The organism is Candidatus Hinthialibacter antarcticus, assembly GCA_030765645.1.
GTDB lineage: Bacteria > Hinthialibacterota > Hinthialibacteria > Hinthialibacterales > Hinthialibacteraceae > Hinthialibacter > Hinthialibacter antarcticus.
Genome location: JAVCCE010000063.1, coordinates 53,991 through 73,437 on the forward strand (window position 1 = coordinate 53,991; position 19,447 = coordinate 73,437).

The window sequence follows — 19,447 nt, forward strand, 5'->3', positions numbered from 1 at the left end:
TTTGATTGATTTGGAAATGTGGGATGAAACAACGGCGATTTGATAACTATACATTTATTGTATGCGCCGCCCTTTTTGCGTTTTTTTGTATTGCGCAATTGGATGCGGCGGCGCAAATACCGTTGCCTACATTTTCGCCGACGAAATTGCCTGGAATCTTTCCGTCCTCTACGCCGACGCCGGTTGTGATTATTACTTATGATTATTCGGCGCCGGTGTTACAACTCGGCGCTTCGGTCATCAGCGCTTCTCCCGCAACAGACGCCGTGCTTCCTGTAACAATGATTATTGAGCGCACCAGCACTACGACTCCAACGGATGTGAACGTTCAGTTTAATTTACATGGCAGCGATGGCGCCATAGACGCCAGTTGGACCGAGACCATTACTGCTGCGCAACTGGCAGATATAAGTAACGTAATTTCGCTTCAATTATCGCTATCTTCTTTTACGCCGCTGGATGTTGATACCTACACTCTGGTCGCCCAAATTGACCCGATGGGGATTTTGCCGGAGATAAACCGCAGCAATAACATGATCGGGTCTGCGGCCCAGGGTTTGCTGCAAACGACCGGCGTATTGTGGTTTGATGGAATCGAGACAACTCTACTGCGTTCGGCGATCTCAAGCGTATCGCCATTGCGCATCATTGGGCGGACTTCGTATTTCGGCGTTCCGGCGGTTTTCACAAATCTAGAGGTTCACCGTGATCCTGGCACGTTAGATTTAACCGTTATAAGCGGAACCGCAACCTTCTCCAACAGGTCGAACCATCAACGCGACGGCTGGACGTATGACCTCAAAAGCGGAATATTGAATTCCAGCGGCGCGTCTGCCGACGCCTATGTCTATCTACCGCAAACCATCAGCCATCGGCTGGGGTCTTCTAGCGGGACAACCTATCGCACTGTCCCAATATCTCTGGGGCGCCAGTCGCTCGACTCAGTCATCAAACTCGCCAGTTCATCTATCGCGATGACCGATTCGATCTCGCTTTATATTGAAGGGCTGCCGTTTTATGTCGCGGATAGTACGTTTGCGTTTGAACCAGCCAATGGATTGGTGCTATCCGCCGCAAAATCAGAATACATTCACGCAGCGCGTTTTCGCGTCGCGCCCGGCGAACGCGCAAGCAACGATGGATTGTTTAATAATAATTTAAAATCGCTGGGAACCGCGACCGTCACGCCCGAGGGTTTGCAGGGAGGGTTTGGCGGTTCTGCGCGGAGTTACATGCCCGCATTCCCGCTTGCATCAACCGTTGCACATGGAAGCACTCATGTGGAAATTTCCAATTCTGTGATCAATGGCGCAAGCAGCTATGTTGATACTCTCGAAGTTGAAATAACCGTTGAGACGCAAGGATGCGACCCGGCGGCTGACAGTACGCTCACGTTTGCGATTAATGGTTCGCCAGCGATTTCGGGCGACGGGTCAGTTGCTCACTATGGGGCGTTATCGAGCGCGTATCCACTGGCGTTTAATACTTATACAGGCGACGCGGTCAGCAATGCGGCCTGGTATCAACCTGGCTTTCAACTGCGGGCTGATGCGCCGCCGGCGTCGTTGCATAAGGTTGGCCAATATTTATTGGCTGGGCGGTCGGCTTCGTCAGAGCGGTTGTATTACAAAGATTCAAGCGAGTTCAACGCGGGCGACGGATATTATGCGGGCGTGAATCTGATGCCGGGCGATTTGAATACGCTCAACGCGACCGCGCAAATCGCCAGCGATTCGCTTGACCTGATTTTGAACGAAGGCAGCAAACTCTATATTCGACGCGGCGGCTTCAGCGGGACATTCGACGCAGACCTGAGTGGCGATGGCAGCCTGGAAATCTATCCTGACGCGGCCTGCCCCGGCGACGGCGGTTATGACATTACGCTGACTTCATTTGGGCAGGCGTACATCGACAATGACTCTGAAGGGTACGATACGAAAATCGCCGGGCAAGTCGATTTGCCTTATCCGTCGTTGATTGATATTCCCTTTGAAGACATGACCATCAATTCGTGCGGCAACTTCACCGAAGGCAAGATTCCCGAAGACGAACAGAACCAAGTGAGAACGCTGGCGTATTGGCTGGCTGACCTGACTCTCTCAACGCTTTCGTTTGAACTCAAAGACGGCGCCGCCAGTGACGACGAACGCACGTTGTGGACTTCGAGCGTCAATGACGTTGACGGGCTGGATGTCGAGCCGCTGATGCAGATCAACTTCCTGCCCTGCGGCACGATTGGCGATTCAAACGTCGCCGAGCCTGTACAGACGGCGTTGGATGGATACGAAACCACCGTCGAGACGCTTTATCTCACGGCATGGGACGGCGGCGCTTCCGCCAATGGTTTCTATTCGCTGGTTACGTCGTTGGACGTTCCGTTCTTTGATCCACCGCGCGTTCATAGTCAGATTCGCCCGTCATCACATCGGCTTGCAACCGGCTCGCCCTGGGATGATGACGATTCGGCTGACGCTGACGCCGACGGTTGGCCCGACGGCTATTCGCCCAGCGGAAGCAGCCTCAGCGAGCAGTTCGTCAATTACGCCAACGAGCGACTGATTACAATGGAGACGCAACTGGGCGGCGTGATTAACCTTGGCTACGAAGTGAAATACGACCCCGGCGCGACCACGTTTGAATCGAGCGAGCCGCTTGAGCAAGACCTGATTATTCTTGATATGAATTCGCACGTCGATTACATCAATCAGGAGCGCGCCAAATTATTGTTCGGGCTTAGCATCGACGGCTTTGACGGACTCAATTTCTCCAGCGCGACGGACTCGTTCGGCGATGCGGTTCAAGAAAAATTCTTCGACGCCGTCCGCGACAAACTGGACGAACTGGATGATGAATTAACGGGCGACTTGTCGAACGTCTTGCGTCCATTGCTATATGATTTGATTCAGCCGCATGTCGATACTGCGGTCGGTTCCATTCAAGATTTAATCGAAGACTTGCCCGTCGATGAAGCCGAAGCGCTGCTTGACGCCGACGTTCCATCTGAACTGACTGTCATGTTGAGCGACATTGACTTGGTTTCGCAATTCGCGACGGCGGGAGACATTCGCGACGAGATTGTCGCCAAGATCGACGTTGTGATTGAAACATTAGAAACCGTCAGCGATAACATGAACCTCAGCGTTGACGACATTGAAGGCATGGCGGGCGATCTGGTAGACGTAGCGTTGATCGCGCTTTCGCTCACCAGCGATATCGACGTTGATCAGGTGTTGGGCGACGTAGAAGCCTTACAGCAAGAACTGACCGCGCCGCTGGATGAAGTCATCGACGCGCTCAATCAAGCGAAGTCGGTGTTGCAAGACCCGCTGACCTTTGATTTGATTTTCACAACCCCGCGCATCAGCGGCGTGATCGCTGATATTCAATCGGAACTGGAAACCTATTTTGACGCGCTCTCGATAGAGCAAGTACAAACGCTCGATTCCGGCGACCTGACCAACATGATCCTGGACGCGATCTTTAATAGCCAGATGTTCCAGGAAGCCAATCAGGAAGTCGCGAACTGGCTGATGCCGATTAAAGAAATGTTGTACGAACAGGCGATTGCTCTGTTGGATGAATTGAACCGCGTGGTGACCGACTTCATCGAAGAAAGCGCAGGTTCGCTGCTGGAAGGCGTCGATGGCGCATTCAAGGATGTGAGTGGATTCAAAGGCGCGGACATGCAAGGGTACGCCGTTATCGCGGGCGACAATCTCGAAACGCTGCATATCGACGCTTCGCTGGAACTTGAAGTTCCTGATGCGATGACCTTCAGCGGATACATTGATATCACTCGCTATGAAGTGGAGAACTCCGGCAAGACTTGTTTCGACAATCTCGACGCAGAAGCCGCGCTTGATATTAGAATCGGCGCCAATGATATTGATCTCTCATGGACGGGCGCCGATCTGAGCGCTGACATTGAATTCGCCATGATGCTCGCTGACGCCAAACTGGTGAACGTGGGCGGCAGCATCGTCACCGAAGGCACGATTGATTTTGAAACCGTCAGTTTCAGCGACCTGGGTTTCGGCTTGGCGGTTGGTCAAGTCGAAAACTATCTCTGGGCGAAAGGCTCAGGGCGGTTTAATACATACGAAATCGAAGGCGGAATTTTTCTGGGAACCTCTTGTTCGCTGGAACCGCTTGAAATCTTAGACCCCGAAGTCGCATCGCTACTCACCATCGACGAAATGCGCGGCGTGTTCGCCAAGTTCGGCGCGTCGTTCCCCATTTATAACTACGGCTGCGTGTTGCGCATCGCCGCCGAGGCGGAAATCGCGGCGTGGTACTTCGCCGAAGGCCCCACTTACGGCGGAAAACTGGTTGCGGGCGCCTACGGCGAAGGGCTGTGCGTGGTGTCGGTCAAAGGCGAAGTGACGCTGATCGGCGGGCGCGAAGGCTCAAACTACTACTTCAACGGTCATGCTTGGGTGGCGGGCGGAATCGGCGACTGCGAACCGGAAGACTGGGACACGCTCAACGACGCCTACAGCGACAAGTGGTGCTACGCCTGCGGCGCTAGCGTAGACCTGACCTACAAGCAAGAACAATGGGATGTTGAATATGACGCTGGCTGCAATTAAACGCACCCTACTCTTCGCGCTGGCGGCGCTGCTGATCGCGCCGCACTGTGCGTCCGCGCAATCTGCGGTTGACCGCGGCGGGCCCGTCTTTTTTGCGGGGCTGGTCGGTCAAGGCTCGTCTCCACGCGCGAAGGTGTTGCTGCGCTGGTATTCGGTGGATGACGTGATTCTGTTCCAGACCTTTTCGGTTTACCGGAAACCAGGCGGGACGGCGTCCACTAATCCGTTCGTCAAAATTACGGAGACGCAGAAGTTGCGCAACGTCTCGTTGATCCGCAGCATCTTCGAGCGCCCCGGCGAAGATGAAATCTATGCGGATATTCTCGACCAGCTGCAAGCGACCAGCGACGGCGTGGTGGATCCAAGCAACTATGTATACCGCTTGTTGGAAATTCTCGACGGAGGCGGTGACTGCGATTCGTGCGGGCCGCGCGCAAAATTGCTGACGCATTCCAACTACGGCGTCGCCATTGTTGAGGGGCTGGGCTATCTCGACCGGGTCGCGTCCGGGACGTATACCTACGAGTTGCGTACTGGCGCCGCGCCCGGCGCTGACGATATCATCATCGGGCGCATCACCATTGACGCCAGCGCTGCGACAAAACTTCCAGCGCCGTTGAAGCCCGAAGAGGTGGAAATCGGCGGTATTCGCGGCGACCGCAAAGTCTTCTTACAGTGGGACCGTTCTGCGGATTTGATGAAATCTGTCCCGCTGAACTTTGGCTTCAACGTCTATCGTCTTAATCGCCATCTCAATTCAGGCGATACGTTTGATCTGCTCTACAACGCAGGTTCGCTAGAAAAGATTAACCGATTACCGTTGGTCTTGAATAACGCGACCAGCGGCGACCGCAGCGCTGACGAACAATATGATTTTGTCGATGACAACCTCTCGTTCGACAAAGCCGGGCGGTTGGGAACGCCGTTCACCGTGGGCGATGAGTTGACCTATTGGGTCGCGGTGCGCGATTTGCTCGGTCAAAACGGCGACGCCAGCGATCCCATCGAAATCACCGTCGAAGACCGCAAGGCGCCGACGGTTCCAAAGGGGCTAACAACCATTGAAGACCGCGTCGATTCCAGCCGCCGCATCACTCTTGAATGGAACTCAAACCATGACGGCGACACGGTCGCGTATGAGATTTTCCGCTACAAATATTATCATCACGTCGGGCGCATTGGCGCACCGTTTGAAGATGACGCTGAACTCACATACACCGTGACTGAGGGGCTGGTGACTGCGGTTCCAGAAGCCGCCGCTTTTAAAACGAATTATCGCGACGGCGACATTGTTCTGCCTGACGACGAAGGCCGCGCCTATTGGTATTGCGTACGCGCACTCGACGCGGCGGGCAATGCCAGCGGGTTGTCGCAGCCCGCGCGCGGCGTGTTGTTTGACCGCGAAGCCCCCGCGCCGCCCACCAGCATTAAAATTTGCACGACCCGCTATGAATGCGACGTGCAGTTTCAAAAAATTGGCGAGACGCCTAACGCGAAACAGGGAACCATCGTTGGTTTTAATCTTGATTCCAAAAGCGACGCAATCACAGCGGTTCGCTTGGTTCGGGTTGAACGTGAGCGAAGAAAAATCCTTTACTCGGGTCGTGTGGTTGCCGGCGAAACGGTTTCAGTGTCGGACGTGTTCCGTGAACATAACGAAGGCGTCAGCGATGATATTACTTATGAAATCTGGGCGCGAACGAAGTTAGGCGACTGGTGCGGACCGCATGAACTGCCTGCGCCATTCATGACCCAACTCATACAAACGGGAGACGCGAATGTTGATTATCGCGTTGTGATTGACGCCGTTCCCGCATTGATCTGTGAAGATGGGTTGGAGCCCGGGCGCGTCCCGCATGACCCGCGCGCCAATGTGGGCGAGTCGAATGTCGAAGTGGTGGTCACACTGTCGGGCGATGACGTTGGCGCGGTGTTGTATCGCGCAGAAGACTGCACCGACTTCAGGCGCGTAACCGAAGCCCGCGACGAAAGCGGCGTTTCATCGGTGACCCTAGTGGACGATTTGCGTCCCGGCTCGACTTCAATTATTTGCTACGGCGTCCGCACCTATGATGAAAACCACAACCTCAGCGGCATGACCTATCTCGAATCGCACGTTGCGTTCGCCGGGACGGAAAGCGTCGAACCGATGATCGAGACCATTACCGCGTTGGGTTCTTTCACTGCGCCGGAGTTGCGCATCCGCTGGTTTGGCGCCTATGACGGCGCGGCGGGCTATCAGATCGAAGCGGTTACGGGTTTGATCGCGAAAGCGAACGCCTTCAGCGGTACCAGTTTCTCTGGGCTAACTGAGAATGATCCCGTTTCGACAGTATATCCGGTCGATGATCTTTCGTATGACGATTCAACCGGGTTATGGTCGTTGCGTATTACGTCGCTCGATCACAACGGCGCCGTTCCATTAAAAACGAATATCGCGTATCGCTTCCGCGTTGATGCCGTCGATGTATTAGGCAACGCGACGGAAGGCGGCAACACCAAGCGTTTCGTTTGGAGCGACCAACCCGATATCGCAGAAACGCTCGACTGGCCGCTGCGCGTGTTCCCTGATGAGGGCGCGGCGCTGCCTGCGTTCAATAATATTCCCGACTCAGATTTTGTGCAGCGCGGACTGGCGGTTCAGATCAGCGATCCTGATCATTCCGTCAATGATGAAGTAAACCCACTTGAAATATTGGTTGTCGATACGCCGTTCATCGTTTATCGGCGCCGCGTTGATTTGCCCAATCAACCCTATATTCAAATCGGGCCGTTGATTGAGAAGATCAATACGGATTCGTCGGGCGAGGCGCTCGATCCGTTCATTCGCGACTATAGCGTTAAAGCGTTTTATATGGACTATGTCGGCCTGGTGAAAAACGCTGCTTATCAATACGTCGTGGTAGAACTCGATGAAAGCGGCGAACTCGAAACCATTCATTCACCGACCAGCCCGGTGAAAGTGAATTTTGATTGATGCGGAGATGTAGGATGAACTGCGTGAATCGCATTGCATTGCTGTTGACATTGACCCTTGCGCCAATGGTGTGTGCATTTGCGCAAACGCAGGCCGACTACGCATCCGTCGTCGCCCGAGACGCATCAAATCCTGAACTCATTTACTGGACGGAATCGGTGCTCGACTGGACGCTGTCTGCGGCGCTGACCGGCAGCGACTTGTTCATTCAACGCGAAGCCGATGCCGGCGGCGGGCTTACGATGGCGGGCAACGTGACCATCCCTGCAGTGTTGAATCCGATTTGGCCTGCGGATATTGTGATCGAAGCCAACCAGACTGCCGTCGATCTATCGAAGTTCTTTTTATCGCAACCGCTTCCAACCACAATGCTGCGCACCGTTGCTAGCCCTTCATCGGGCGCGTATGAACGAACCGTGATTGTCGAACTGAGTTCGCGAAGCGGCGCGACGATTTTTTATCGCAAAAATGGCGGCGCATTGCAAAAGTACGATCCTGCGGCGGATACGATTTACTTTTTCCGCAGCGGGACGCTGGAAGCGTATTCCGAATACAGCGGCATTCCCGGTCCGACGATTTCGTGGACGTATTCGGTCAATCAACCGTATGACAGTGACACCGATTACGACGGCGTCCCTGATTTTGTCGAAGAGGCGGTCGGGCTTGATCCGCTCAATTTTGTTGCGGATTCTGATGATGACGGCTGGCTGGATATTCATGAACTCGTCCGCGAGACCGACCCGCTTGACGACAGTGAAAGGCCGGATGATTCCGATGCGCCTTCTGATGCTGAATTAGAGGTTGGAATCTTCGGCGACGGTTGGTCTGATTATGATGAACGACTTCGAGGAACTGACAGCACTGACGCGGACGATTTCCCAAGCGTAATCGGTGTGGATACGCCGGAAGCCGTCTTGCCGTTTTCTGTGAATGAACCGTTTTTAGAATCGGTGACGGGCGAGGCGAATTCAACCATTCGCATTGTGAATCTCGCTGGAACCGAAATCGCATCAACCACTTTGGGAACCGAGTCCGTTCGATTTTCCGTTGAACGTTCCGGCATACTCGGAATGGTCGATTCAAACCAGCCTGAAGTTGTGCTGTTCACTTATGTTTCTAAAAAAGAAATCAACGTGAACATTGACGGCGACGAAACTATGACTGCGTCGGAGTGGACCAGCGCCTATCGCGACAACTTGGCTGCGAATATTTTTGAAATGCGTGATGAAAGCGTGATCGATGCTGAATCGACCGCGAGCGTTCTTGCACTGTGTTATTTCATCGAAACGGAATTGTCGCTTGCGGCGCCGAATATTGTCTGGTCGGCGTCGGGTGCGCCGTCGCTGGCGGATTTAGATATTCTTGAACAAACAGTCGATCTCGATGCGGCTTATGAAACCATTTCAGCCGCAATAAACGATACCGGCTTGGTTGATCTCGTGCAATCTTATATTGATCTTGCGGAGTTGAATGATATTCGCGGCAACATGGTTGAGCAGATTGCCTGGATCCTTCATGGTTGGGTTCCGCCTGATGCTGGCAGCATTGTCGCGACGAGCTCATCGACGCGCTTGCAGTCTGAATCAGCGCAACAGGCAGGCCCGTTTGCTTCCGTCCGGCAAGCGATGACAGACCTGTTTGAAACCATTGAGCGCAAGCAGATCAAAGCAAACGGGACCATTACGTTGTATGATTCCCTCGGGCAGGCGCTGCCCAATGGCGAGTCAGACCAATTCGTCGCGGCGGTGGTTGCGTTCAGCCAGAATGGCGCATCAGTCGAGGCCGAACTCAATCTGCAAGGCGCGCCTGCGCCCGCATCCGGCGCCCAGGTGTATTTTGAAGGCGCCTATAGCGACGGGCCTGGCGCGGGCATTCGCCCATTGCGCATTGATGTTGAGTTGCTTAATGTCATTTCGTCATCGCGTTCGACCAACACGGTTGATTCAGACGGCAATCGACTGGTCGACCAATGGGAGCGCTTCTACTTTGGCGAAACGGGCGTTGATCCGTCGGGCGATGACGATAGCGACGGCTACACCAACGAACAAGAGATGAACGGATTTTCTGACCCCACCGATTCCGGTTCGGTTCCATCGGGCGATGTTAGCGTTTTTGACTGGGCGATGTATTAATCAGTCAACTTGCATATTTCTATTTAATCTAATTCGGGTTTAATTCTCCCGCCCCTTGGTGCAACAAAACAAAAGCATATCAGCTATGTAGGGGCGCAACGCGTTGCGCCCGAATCCCCCCTGGCGCTTTCAGCGCCGTCCCCCCTTAAAAAGGGGGGGCTAAAAGTCTTAAGTCAATGACATCGGCCCCTTGGGGCGCAAGACATACTTGAAGCCATCTCAAAATAATTTGTATTTTCGTTGCGAAAGGCATGGGTGCATCTCTGCTTGCTTCGGTGCGGGCTTGTAGGCCCTTATGCACAGGCGCGCCCAGAGTTGCGCCCATGCCAGAATTGATTTGTCGATTTTTGAACTGTCGGAATCCTTTGTATTGGATTCAATTGTTTTTGAGATGGCTTCAAGGCGGTTGGGTTATAGCCCCATCTCTTTAATGAACTTGTTGGCTTCGTCAATGGATTTTTCCATCTCTTTAATTAAGCGCTTTACGTCTTCTTCCACCTGGTTGGCTTCTTGTTGAATGCTGGCGATGGCGCGGGCGTTGAGATTGTGTTTGAGATAGAGAACCTGGTCTTTTAGCGCGGCCAACACCGGGTCCATAGAAAGCGTGGCTTTTTGCATAGAGGCCATCATTTTTGTATATTTTGCGCGTGTTTGCCTCAGCTGGCTTTCGCTCGCGTTTCGTAATTTTGCATTGGTATATTCTTCGAGTTCAGTTTCCCATTCAGCAAAGAGCGCATTGGCGACGGATTCCACATTGTCAATTCGCGAGCGCACTTCTTTGGCTTTCGACAAACTCAGGTTGTATTCATCGTCAAGCGTTTCATAGCGTTCTTGCAACGCGCCGCCCTGAAAATTCATGACTGACTGGAACTGTTCTAGCGCACTGTTGAATTGTTCTTTTGCTTCTTCTTGCGAATTTCTCGCTTCTTCAACCCGGTCGACGAGTATGTCCCGCTTGTGTACCCCGAATTGCTCCATCGTTTCATAATAGACCGTCTGGCAGGAACTAAAAAAGACAAATGCAACCGCCCACAACAGCGCCTGGCGTTTCAATGCAAATGTATTCACGATGAATTTCCTTTTGAAAGATAATTGATTTTATTTTGTCCCAATCGTTCAAATCATAACAACGTTTTAATCAATTGCTACGAACATTCAATATGTTCTCAAATTTAAAACGGCTGAAAGACGGCTGGAACCACATTGAACTTTTGCTCCATGCGCGGCGATGGTTCAATCAACGCAAAAATGCGTAGATGCTCTAGCCAAGGATCATAATTCAACGGGTCCTTCAAATCGCTTTCGGGAATGCTTGCGTATTGGTTCCACCAATCTAGCATCGCGCTTTGCGAGGTGCGGAAGAATTTGTGGTTGCCGATGCGATTGGTTTCTTTCATGGCCCGAACCCAGGGCGGATTGATTTTATGAACGCAATAGTGGGTCGCGCCGACGGTGGGGTCGTCCATCATTTCAGAATAGGCGTTCCAGGCGGCTTTGAAACATTGCTTCCAGATTCGTTTATTGGGTTGAAAGAGTTTTGTGAAATTCGGGTCCCAGGTATTAAAACAAGAAAACTGATAGGGCTTGAGCACAACGTCTTTAATCGACCTACCATACCAGCCGCCTTCCGCGACGCGATTCATAATGACTTTTGCAACTGCCAGTTTCCCCTCGAACGGTTCGCCGCGCGCTTCGCCATACACGCACATTGTCATTAAGGTGATTTCTTTTTGCTTTTTGAGCGACTCGCTTTGATTTGGCAGATACACCTCGCCGCCGGGAGTCGAATCTTGAATCAAGCGGCTGCTCAGCGATACGCCGGGGAAAGAAATATAGCGGCTAAGTTTTTGGGCTTCATCCTGGTTCATGGGTTCGGGCAGAAAATGTTCAGCGACCGTGTAGAGGTTTTTGATATTGCGGTCTGTTGTGACATACACATCATCGCCGGTTTTGATAAAATGGTCTCCAACGCCGATTCCAACGCCGCCGCCTGACGATTCGAGGCCAACGACGGGCAGGACGCTGGGTTCATACGAAAAGTTTCCGATTGGAGTAATCACAGTGGAGGTCGAGCAAGAGTGAAAAGCCAGTGCAACAAAAACGAGTCGGAAAAGCGTTCTCATAAAGGCCCTCGGTTCGGTGGTTCGATTTAAATTCATTATGAATTATTTGCGTTGTAATGGAAGCCGATTGCCGTAGGCCGCAGCCATCCGGCGCAAGGCCGTTTTTTGGCTAGAAGAGAAATTTATAACTCTTCCTCTCAATAGAAAAAGCGCCGAATATTTGATAGGTTAATTCAAATTCCAACAAAATATCCACATTGCGAATACAAGCAATCTTAGGAGTATGACATGAAACGGCGAGCCTTCATCAAACAAACCGGTCTGGCGGCGACAGCCCTCGCGATGCCTTCTCTGACTCAAGCCGCGCCCTCCAAACAGCCGAATATCATTTATATCATGGCGGACGACCTGGGGTATGGCGATTTAAGTTGTTTCGGGCAAAAACATTTCACGACGCCCAACTTGGACCGCATGGCAAAAGAAGGCATGAAATTCACCGCCCATTATGCGGGCAGTACGGTCTGTGCGCCGTCGCGCTGCAGCCTGATGACGGGGCTGCACACCGGGCACACATTCATTCGCGGCAATAAAGAAATCCAACCCGAAGGCCAATATCCAATTCCTCAAAATACATTCACGGTCGCCGAATTAATGAAGCAGGCTGGTTACACAACAGGCATCATCGGCAAATGGGGCTTGGGCGGCCCGGGTTCGTCCGGCGTTCCCACCAAGCAGGGGTTTGATTATTGGTTTGGGTATCTATGCCAACGCGAAGCGCATTCGTTTACGCCTTCACACCTTTGGCGCAATGAAGAAAAAGTTGAACTCGACAGCAAAACTTATTCGCATGATCTCTTTGCGGATGATTCGCTCCGGTTTATCCGCGAGAATAAAGACAATCCATTTTTCTTATACTTGCCTTTCACGATCCCCCATGCGGAAATGCACGCCCCTAAAGACGCGATGGAACCGTTCGCCGATCAATTTGATGAGACGCCCTTCAAAGGGCAAGGCAATTATCGGGCGCAGCAAAAACCCAAGGCCGCGTTTGCGGCAATGGTCAAACGGTTAGACAGCGACGTTGGACGCATTCTGGATTTGTTGAATGAACTCAAGATCGCCGATAATACATTGGTGGTCTTCACCAGCGATAACGGCCCGCACCAGGAAGGCGGGCACGATCCCGAATTTTTCGATAGCAACGGCCCTTTGCGCGGCATTAAACGAGATTTGTATGAAGGCGGCATTCGCGTACCCACCTTGGCGTATTGGCCGGGAACCATTCAGCCCGGTTCGGTGAGCGATCATCCCTCCGCCTTTTGGGATTTCTTGCCCACTTGCGCTGAACTGGCCGACGTAGAGGCGCCGGATGGGATCGACGGCGTTTCGTTTGCGCCCACGCTGTTGGGCGATCCAGCGCAACAAAAGACGCATGAATTTCTTTATTGGGAATTTCATGTCTCCGGCGGGAAAGGAATCAAGCAAGCCGCGCGTATGGGCAAATGGAAAGCCGTCCGCAATCGGCCCGATCAACCATTGGAACTGTACGACCTCGAAACGGATTTAGATGAAAGCGCAAATATCGCGCAGCAACATCCAGGCATTATTCAAAAGTTTGAAGCGTACCTAAAAACTGCGCGTACGGAATCGGATATTTTTCCCTTAAAAATATAAAGAGAATTATTCAGAGTCATTTTCCCAAATGGTTTTGATGGCGTCTTCCTGGTTGAACCCGCCCGGGACGGCGTCGCTGGGCCGGTTCGCCCAATACCAGTGCTTTCCATCTGCCGGGTCGGCCAGCGTCCGGCTGATGGGCATTTGCAGGTAGCCGTTTGGATCGGCGCGCCGCACCCAGTTCCAAGCGTAGTGGAGCCAAAGGTCGCGATAGTTTTCGCTCTGCTTGGCGAACCAGCATATTTCGTCGTATCCCCATATAAAATAATCGGCGCGGTCTTCGCCTGGATGGCTGCTGCGTCCAAAATTATCCAGCTCGACCAAGTAAGGCAGCGAGTCGCATTGCCATCCGCTCGGCGTGACGCCGCCCTTGCTGCGTTGGAAGAGGCTGTCAAGAAAGCCGACTTCGAGGACGCCTTGTTGCGGCTTGTTAGCAATGGCTTTGATGCGAAGAGGGAAGGTGTGGAAATCAAATAATAATTTACCATCGGGAAAGACAATGCCGCCGCTGGGGACGTGAGCGTCGCAAAGAATGAAGTGGCGCCGCGCGTGTTCTTTTGCGTATTGGCGTATTCGGGTCATCATGTCGAGCCAGTGTTGGCGATCTTCATCGCGGTCGTCCATGATCTCGACCTGTCCAAAGTGAATGGCCTCGACGCCGATGTCGATATAACGAACGGCCAGGTAATAAAACCACATGCGGGTTTCTAACTGGCTCATATCAGGGACGGAATTGCCTTCTCGCCATTGATTGACGCGATGGCCGTCAGGATACAGCATGGCGTCATAACTGAAATTGCGGGTTTCGGGTTTTGCCCCAAATGCTTCAAATACCCAAGCAGGCAGCGGAATGGTATTGACTTCGGTAGTGACAATTTCAAAGATCGCCGACTGTAAGATCAAATCGGGCGCCGCCTTATGGACTCTCGCTGCGGTTGATTTTCCGTCTGCGATGATTGATTCGAGGCGCGACTCGCCGCCCCACATATAGATTGCCCGGCCCGCAAGTTTGATCCCGACATGTTGAATCATGCGGAGATTGTCGTCTGTATTGCCGCCAAGCCGGGTGTTGACATTTTCAGAGTGGAGCAACTCAGAAAACGTCGTGGCGCGGGTTAGGTAGTTGCACAAAACTTCGCGGGACATTGATCCATCAAACTCATAGTTTTGCTCGATGGTTTCAGCCGCTTGAATTGAAATCGCAACGAAAAAACTGGTTAAGAAAACGGCAAGTCGCTTTTGCATGGTTGGTTCCTTGTTGATTGAATCAATGGCTCTTCATTCTTTAGCGAATGGAATAATAAGTATGGTACCAAAATAATGGATGACTTCGAGCCCCGTTTGATCTCAAATAATCTTGCATGAAGACGGCATAGACGCCAAGCGCTTTCTTCTTTATGATTTATCATTGATTGTAAATGTGATTGTGTTGTTGATCTCGTCCCGTTTGAGTGCGTTTCATCCCGGAAAATGCGCTATTCATCACATAGTTAATGATTAAATGAAACCAATTTTACTAATGTTCCGACAAAACAAAAAACAAGAAAGAATGGTTATGTACGGGGACTATCGATTTTACACATTCTTACTCGCAGCGCTGTTGACCCTAGGCTGTTCGACCGCAGGGAAATACCGCGAAAACGCAGACAAGACGGCTTTCAATATCATTGAGCAAAAGCAACATGAAGCGCTGGGACGTACGGAACCGTTTTCCGTTGAGCCTCCCGAAGTTACATTGCGCCGACAATTGTTGTTAGACCAGGATTTGCAATATTCAGGCCCTGCGTCGTTGAGCGCCAAAGACCTCGATGAAATCGAGCATTGGCCCAAAGATGACTATCTGAGTCCAGAAGATGAAAGCGGCGAGATCGAGATTGCTCCAATCAGCGGCCCGTTGAAAATGACCTTGATTGAAGCATTACAGATCGCAGCGAAAAGCAGCCGTCAATATCAAAATGCAAAAGAAACGGTCTTTCGTTCCGCCTTGCGTTTAGACCTGGCTCGCGATCGGTATCGCAACACATTCAGCGGGGCGATGGATAGTACGTTGAGCGCTGATTTGAGCGGAAGCGAAACCACCAGCGGCTCTGAGAACAGCGCAGTCGCCGGGCTGTCCCGCCAATTTATGAACGGCATCAGCCTGACAAGCCGCATCGGGCTAGACCTCGCCAAGTTGTTGAACCCATTTGATGAGTCATCGAGCAGTTTGTTTGCCGACGCTTCGATATCGATCCCGCTTCTGCGTGGTTCCGGCAAACATATCGTTGCGGAACCACTGACTCAGGCCGAACGGGAAGTGGTATACGCGATCTATGATTTCGAGCGCTTCAAGCGTGAGTTCGCCGTTAATGTCGCCGTCAACTACTTATCTGTTTTGCAAGCCGCCGACCAAATTACAAACACCGAAGAGAACTATCGCGGAGTGGTCATGTCGACCCGTCGTACGCGCCGCCTGGGCGACGCCGGACAGATTGACCCGGTTGATGTTGACTTGCAGATTCAAAATGAGTTCGTCGCCCGTGAACGCTGGATTCGCGCTGAAATTGCGTTTCAGCGAAGTTTGGATTCACTGAAAATTCTTCTCGGCCTGCCGACGGACGCCGTAATTGAGTTAGACCGGAACGAGTTGGATTCACTGGCCGCTTCTGTCGAGCAGCGCATCCCGCGCCCGGAACAACTAGAACTCGAAGAAGTCATTCCTCCTGCGGACGCGCCCGTGAATCTTATGCCGCCTTCAAAAGAATACGTTGGGCCGTATGAAATTGAAGAAAAACGCGCCATCGGATTGGCGCTGGAAAACCGGCTTGATTTGCGCATTCTTTTGGGCGAGGTCTATGATGCGCAGCGCTCTGTCGTCGTCGCCGCCGATAGGCTTAGAGCAGAATTTACGCTTTTGGGGAGCGCAAATATTGGCGAGGGAAGAAGCCTCGGCTCATCATCCCGCTCTGATAATTATGATCTGGATGTCGAAAAAGGCCGCTACAACGCTTTGTTGACGCTTGACCTTCCCATTGAACGTACGGCTGAGGTGGTATCCTACCGCGAGAGCATTCTTGGATTAGAGCAATCCGTGCGTAATTTACAAAACCTTGAAGACTCGATCAAACTGGATGTAAGAAACGCCTTGCGGAACCTCCAGCAAGTGCGCGAAAGTTTGCGCATTCAGGAGCAAGCTGAGGCGTTGTCCGCCCGCCGGGTCGCGATGACCGATTTGTTGTTAGAAGCGGGGCGCGTCGAAATTCGCGACTTGGTTTCAGCCAAAGAAGATTTGCTGAGTTCACAAAATTCGCTGACGGCCGCTCGCATTGATTACCGGATCACAGAATTAGAACTACAACGGGATTTGGGCCTCCTGCTCGTTGATGAAACTGGCTTATGGAGCGAAATCCCTCCAGAGGAGTTGAGTGATGTCTAAACACGGTCGCAATCAAGAAGGGTTCGTAAACCGTCCGTCCGTATGGTTGATGCTGATTGTATCCTGCGTATTGGCCGTTGGCGGGTATATGGTTTTTTCATCACAATTGGCTGACAGCGAATCATTAAATTACCCCATCTATGATGTACAGCAGGGGCCGCTTACGATCAGCGAATCCGTTGCGGGAACCATTCAAGCGCGAGACAAAGTCGTGATTGTGAATGATCTCGAAGGCCAAAGCACCATCCTGTATCTGATTCCTGAAGGGACCAAAGTCAAAGAGGGCGAACTGCTGGTTGAATTAGATTCGAGCTCGCTGCAAGACAGTTTGGTCGATCAGTCGATTTCCGTACAAAACGCCGAAGCCTCCTACATCAATGCGCGCGAGAGCCTCGCCATTATCGAGAGCCAGTCGCAGAGTGATATTGACCAAGCGAAACTCGTTTTTGATTTTGCGGTGTTGGATTTGCAGAAATACAAAGAGGGAGAGTATCCCAAACTGCTGGATGAGCGCGAGAGCGAAATTAAACTCAAAGAAGAAGAACTGTCACAAGCAAAAGAAACCCTGCGGTGGTCAGAAGTCTTATTTAATGAGAAATATCTTTCGCAGACAGTCTTTCAAAAAGATGAACTGGCCGCTAATCGCAGCAAAATTCAATTGGATATGGCGAAGGGCGATTTGAAACTGTTAGAAGACTATGAATACAAACGCCAATTTGAACAATTAAGCAGCGACGTCAAGCAAGCCGAAATGGCGCTTGAACGAACCAAACGCCAAGCCAACGCCAGCATCGTGCAAGCGTCGGCTGAATTGCAAGCGAAGTTGTCTGAGTTTGACCGGCAAAAAGGCAAGTTGGAAAAATTAGAAGACCAGATTGTGAAAGCGAAAATATATGCGCCTCAAGAAGGCTTGGTGGTTTATGCAACCAGCGTTCGCCAACGGCGCTTTGGAAATGATGAACCGCTGGAAGAAGGCCGCAATGTTCGGGAGCGTGAAGAACTTATTCATTTGCCGACAACCGCGTCTTATATATCCGAAGTTAAAATTCATGAATCTAGTTTGGAAAAAATAAATGTCGGTTTACCTGTCGTCATTACGATTGATGCGCTCCCGGGGAAAACCTACTACGGCCGAGTGAGCGTCATTGCGCCGCTGCCTGATTCACAAAGTTTCTTTAGCAACCCGGACTTGAAAGTGTATAACTCGCAAATTCTGATCGACGGCAACGGCGAAGATTTGCGCAGCGGGATGGGTTGTCAGGCGGAAATCATCATTGCTCAATTCGAGAATACGACTTACATCCCGGTGCAAGCGGTGTTGAAAGTCGGCGATCAGCCAACCGTGTTTGTTATGAACGGAAATGAAATGGAGCAACGCGCCGTTGAAATCGGCCCCGATAACAATCGGCTCATCCAAATTGCCAGTGGATTGAAAGAAGGCGAAAAAGTGGTGCTGACGCCTCCGCTCGCTGCCGGGGAAGTAAACAACAAAGAGCGAAACCAGAAATTAATTGATATTCCTGAAATGGCAGAAATCACGCCTGCGCCGAGTCGAAGTGCGGAACGTCGAGATCCACAAGCGGGGCAGCAGGGAGGTCGCGGCGACGGCGCTCCGGCAGGTGGGCCTCCAGGCCCCGGCGCGAATGTTGGCGGACCGGGCGGCGGACAGCGACCTAATTTAAACCCGGAACAAGTGGAAGAGATGCGCAAACGGATTGAAAATATGTCGCCGGAAGAACGCGCAGCTATGCAGAAGCGTATTCAACAAGGCCAGCAGGGCCAGCGCGGAGATGGTGAGCGAGGACAACGCGGCGGAGGCCAGGGCGGCGAAAGGCAGCGCGGCGCCGGCGGCGGACAAGAGCGTCAACCGCGTGAAGGCGAGAGCAATTGATGAATGCAACAGTGAGTAGCCAAGATGGGCTTGCGGCCCATTTAGAAGACGTGCACAAAATCTATATGATGGGTACGCAAGAAGTCCGCGCGTTGGATGGCGTAACCATCTCTTTTGAAAAAGGTGAGTTTTGGGCGATTCTCGGCGCTAGCGGTTCGGGAAAAAGCACCATGCTGAATCTGTTGGGCTGTCTCGACCGACCATCGCGCGGTAAGTATTTTCTTAGCGGGCATGACGTCAGTACATTGGATGATGATAGCCTGAGCGATATGCGCTTAACGCACCTTGGCTTCATTTTTCAGAGTTTTAACTTGATCCCTCAGTCTACCGTACAAGAAAATATAGAACTGCCTCTTTATTACAAAGGCTGGACGCCGGAAGCAAGCGCCGAACGGGCCCAATTCCTTGCTCAGAAAGTAGGATTGAGCGACCGCTTAGATCACCGCCCAATGGAACTCTCCGGCGGTCAACAACAACGCGTTGCAGTTGCGCGGGCGTTGTCGAACGATCCTGCGATCTTGCTTGCGGATGAACCGACCGGGAATTTGGATTCATCGACCAGCGTTGAAATTATGAAGATGTTGGCGGAACTGAACGAGCAAGGCAAAACAATCATTATGGTGACGCACGAACAAGATATCGCCGCCCATGCGCGTAAGCGTCTCTATATGAAAGACGGTAGAATTGAACGCATTGAAGGATAATG

General features: G+C 52.0%; 10 protein-coding genes. 7 read left to right on the forward strand and 3 right to left on the reverse strand.

The window, feature by feature from the left end; genetic code table 11:
• Positions 1–23: 23 nt before the first annotated feature.
• The 3 genes from P9L94_15375 to P9L94_15385 are packed head-to-tail and all read left to right on the forward strand — an operon-like array spanning position 24 to position 9,698.
• Positions 24–4,589 carry a hypothetical protein gene (locus tag P9L94_15375; protein ID MDP8245464.1) on the forward strand — a complete coding sequence of 1,522 codons (4,566 nt, stop codon included), beginning with the start codon at positions 24–26 and terminating at the stop codon, positions 4,587–4,589.
• Positions 4,570–7,566 (forward strand): hypothetical protein, encoded by a 2,997-nt coding sequence (locus P9L94_15380; protein ID MDP8245465.1) that lies wholly within the window; start codon positions 4,570–4,572, stop codon positions 7,564–7,566. The genes P9L94_15375 and P9L94_15380 overlap by 20 nt, the downstream gene beginning before the upstream one ends.
• Positions 7,567–7,580: 14 nt before the next feature.
• Complete coding sequence (locus P9L94_15385) at positions 7,581–9,698, forward strand: hypothetical protein (protein MDP8245466.1); 2,118 nt, start codon at positions 7,581–7,583, stop codon at positions 9,696–9,698.
• Positions 9,699–10,109: 411 nt separating this feature from the next.
• Here P9L94_15385 and P9L94_15390 read toward each other — a convergent pair whose 3' ends face one another.
• A complete protein-coding gene (locus P9L94_15390) occupies positions 10,110–10,766 on the reverse strand; it encodes a DUF2959 domain-containing protein (GenBank protein ID MDP8245467.1) in 657 nt (218 codons plus the stop codon).
• 104 nt (positions 10,767–10,870) lie between these two features.
• On the reverse strand, positions 10,871–11,821 hold the full coding sequence (locus P9L94_15395) for a cell wall hydrolase (protein MDP8245468.1): 951 nt from the start codon (positions 11,819–11,821) through the stop codon (positions 10,871–10,873).
• 228 nt (positions 11,822–12,049) lie between these two features.
• Here P9L94_15395 and P9L94_15400 point away from each other — a divergent pair, with 228 nt between their 5' ends.
• A complete protein-coding gene (locus P9L94_15400) occupies positions 12,050–13,435 on the forward strand; it encodes an arylsulfatase (GenBank protein MDP8245469.1) in 1,386 nt (461 codons plus the stop codon).
• 6 nt (positions 13,436–13,441) lie between these two features.
• Here P9L94_15400 and P9L94_15405 read toward each other — a convergent pair whose 3' ends face one another.
• Entirely contained in the window at positions 13,442–14,680 is a 1,239-nt protein-coding gene (locus P9L94_15405; protein ID MDP8245470.1) for a hypothetical protein, read from the reverse strand.
• 310 nt (positions 14,681–14,990) lie between these two features.
• Here P9L94_15405 and P9L94_15410 point away from each other — a divergent pair, with 310 nt between their 5' ends.
• Genes P9L94_15410 through P9L94_15420 form a run of 3 tightly spaced genes read left to right on the forward strand, consistent with a single transcriptional unit; the run spans position 14,991 to position 19,445 of the window.
• Positions 14,991–16,850, forward strand: coding sequence for a TolC family protein (locus P9L94_15410; GenBank protein ID MDP8245471.1), 1,860 nt, complete (start codon positions 14,991–14,993; stop codon positions 16,848–16,850).
• A complete protein-coding gene (locus tag P9L94_15415) occupies positions 16,843–18,741 on the forward strand; it encodes an HlyD family efflux transporter periplasmic adaptor subunit (protein ID MDP8245472.1) in 1,899 nt (632 codons plus the stop codon). Before P9L94_15410 ends, P9L94_15415 begins: the two co-directional genes overlap by 8 nt.
• Positions 18,741–19,445, forward strand: coding sequence for an ABC transporter ATP-binding protein (locus P9L94_15420; protein MDP8245473.1), 705 nt, complete (start codon positions 18,741–18,743; stop codon positions 19,443–19,445). The genes P9L94_15415 and P9L94_15420 overlap by 1 nt, the downstream gene beginning before the upstream one ends.
• Positions 19,446–19,447 lie beyond the last annotated feature (2 nt).

Bases quoted from the DNA above. Each gene is read 5' to 3' on its own strand.
- P9L94_15400 (MDP8245469.1), top strand. From the start codon at position 12,050: ATGAAACGGCGAGCCTTCATCAAACAAACCGGTCTGGCGGCGACAGCC.
- P9L94_15375 (MDP8245464.1), top strand. From the start codon at position 24: ATGAAACAACGGCGATTTGATAACTATACATTTATTGTATGCGCCGCC.
- P9L94_15420 (MDP8245473.1), top strand. From the start codon at position 18,741: ATGAATGCAACAGTGAGTAGCCAAGATGGGCTTGCGGCCCATTTAGAA.
- P9L94_15395 (MDP8245468.1), bottom strand. From the start codon at position 11,821: ATGAGAACGCTTTTCCGACTCGTTTTTGTTGCACTGGCTTTTCACTCT.
- P9L94_15380 (MDP8245465.1), top strand. From the start codon at position 4,570: ATGACGCTGGCTGCAATTAAACGCACCCTACTCTTCGCGCTGGCGGCG.
- P9L94_15415 (MDP8245472.1), top strand. From the start codon at position 16,843: ATGTCTAAACACGGTCGCAATCAAGAAGGGTTCGTAAACCGTCCGTCC.
- P9L94_15385 (MDP8245466.1), top strand. From the start codon at position 7,581: ATGAACTGCGTGAATCGCATTGCATTGCTGTTGACATTGACCCTTGCG.
- P9L94_15405 (MDP8245470.1), bottom strand. From the start codon at position 14,680: ATGCAAAAGCGACTTGCCGTTTTCTTAACCAGTTTTTTCGTTGCGATT.
- P9L94_15410 (MDP8245471.1), top strand. From the start codon at position 14,991: ATGTACGGGGACTATCGATTTTACACATTCTTACTCGCAGCGCTGTTG.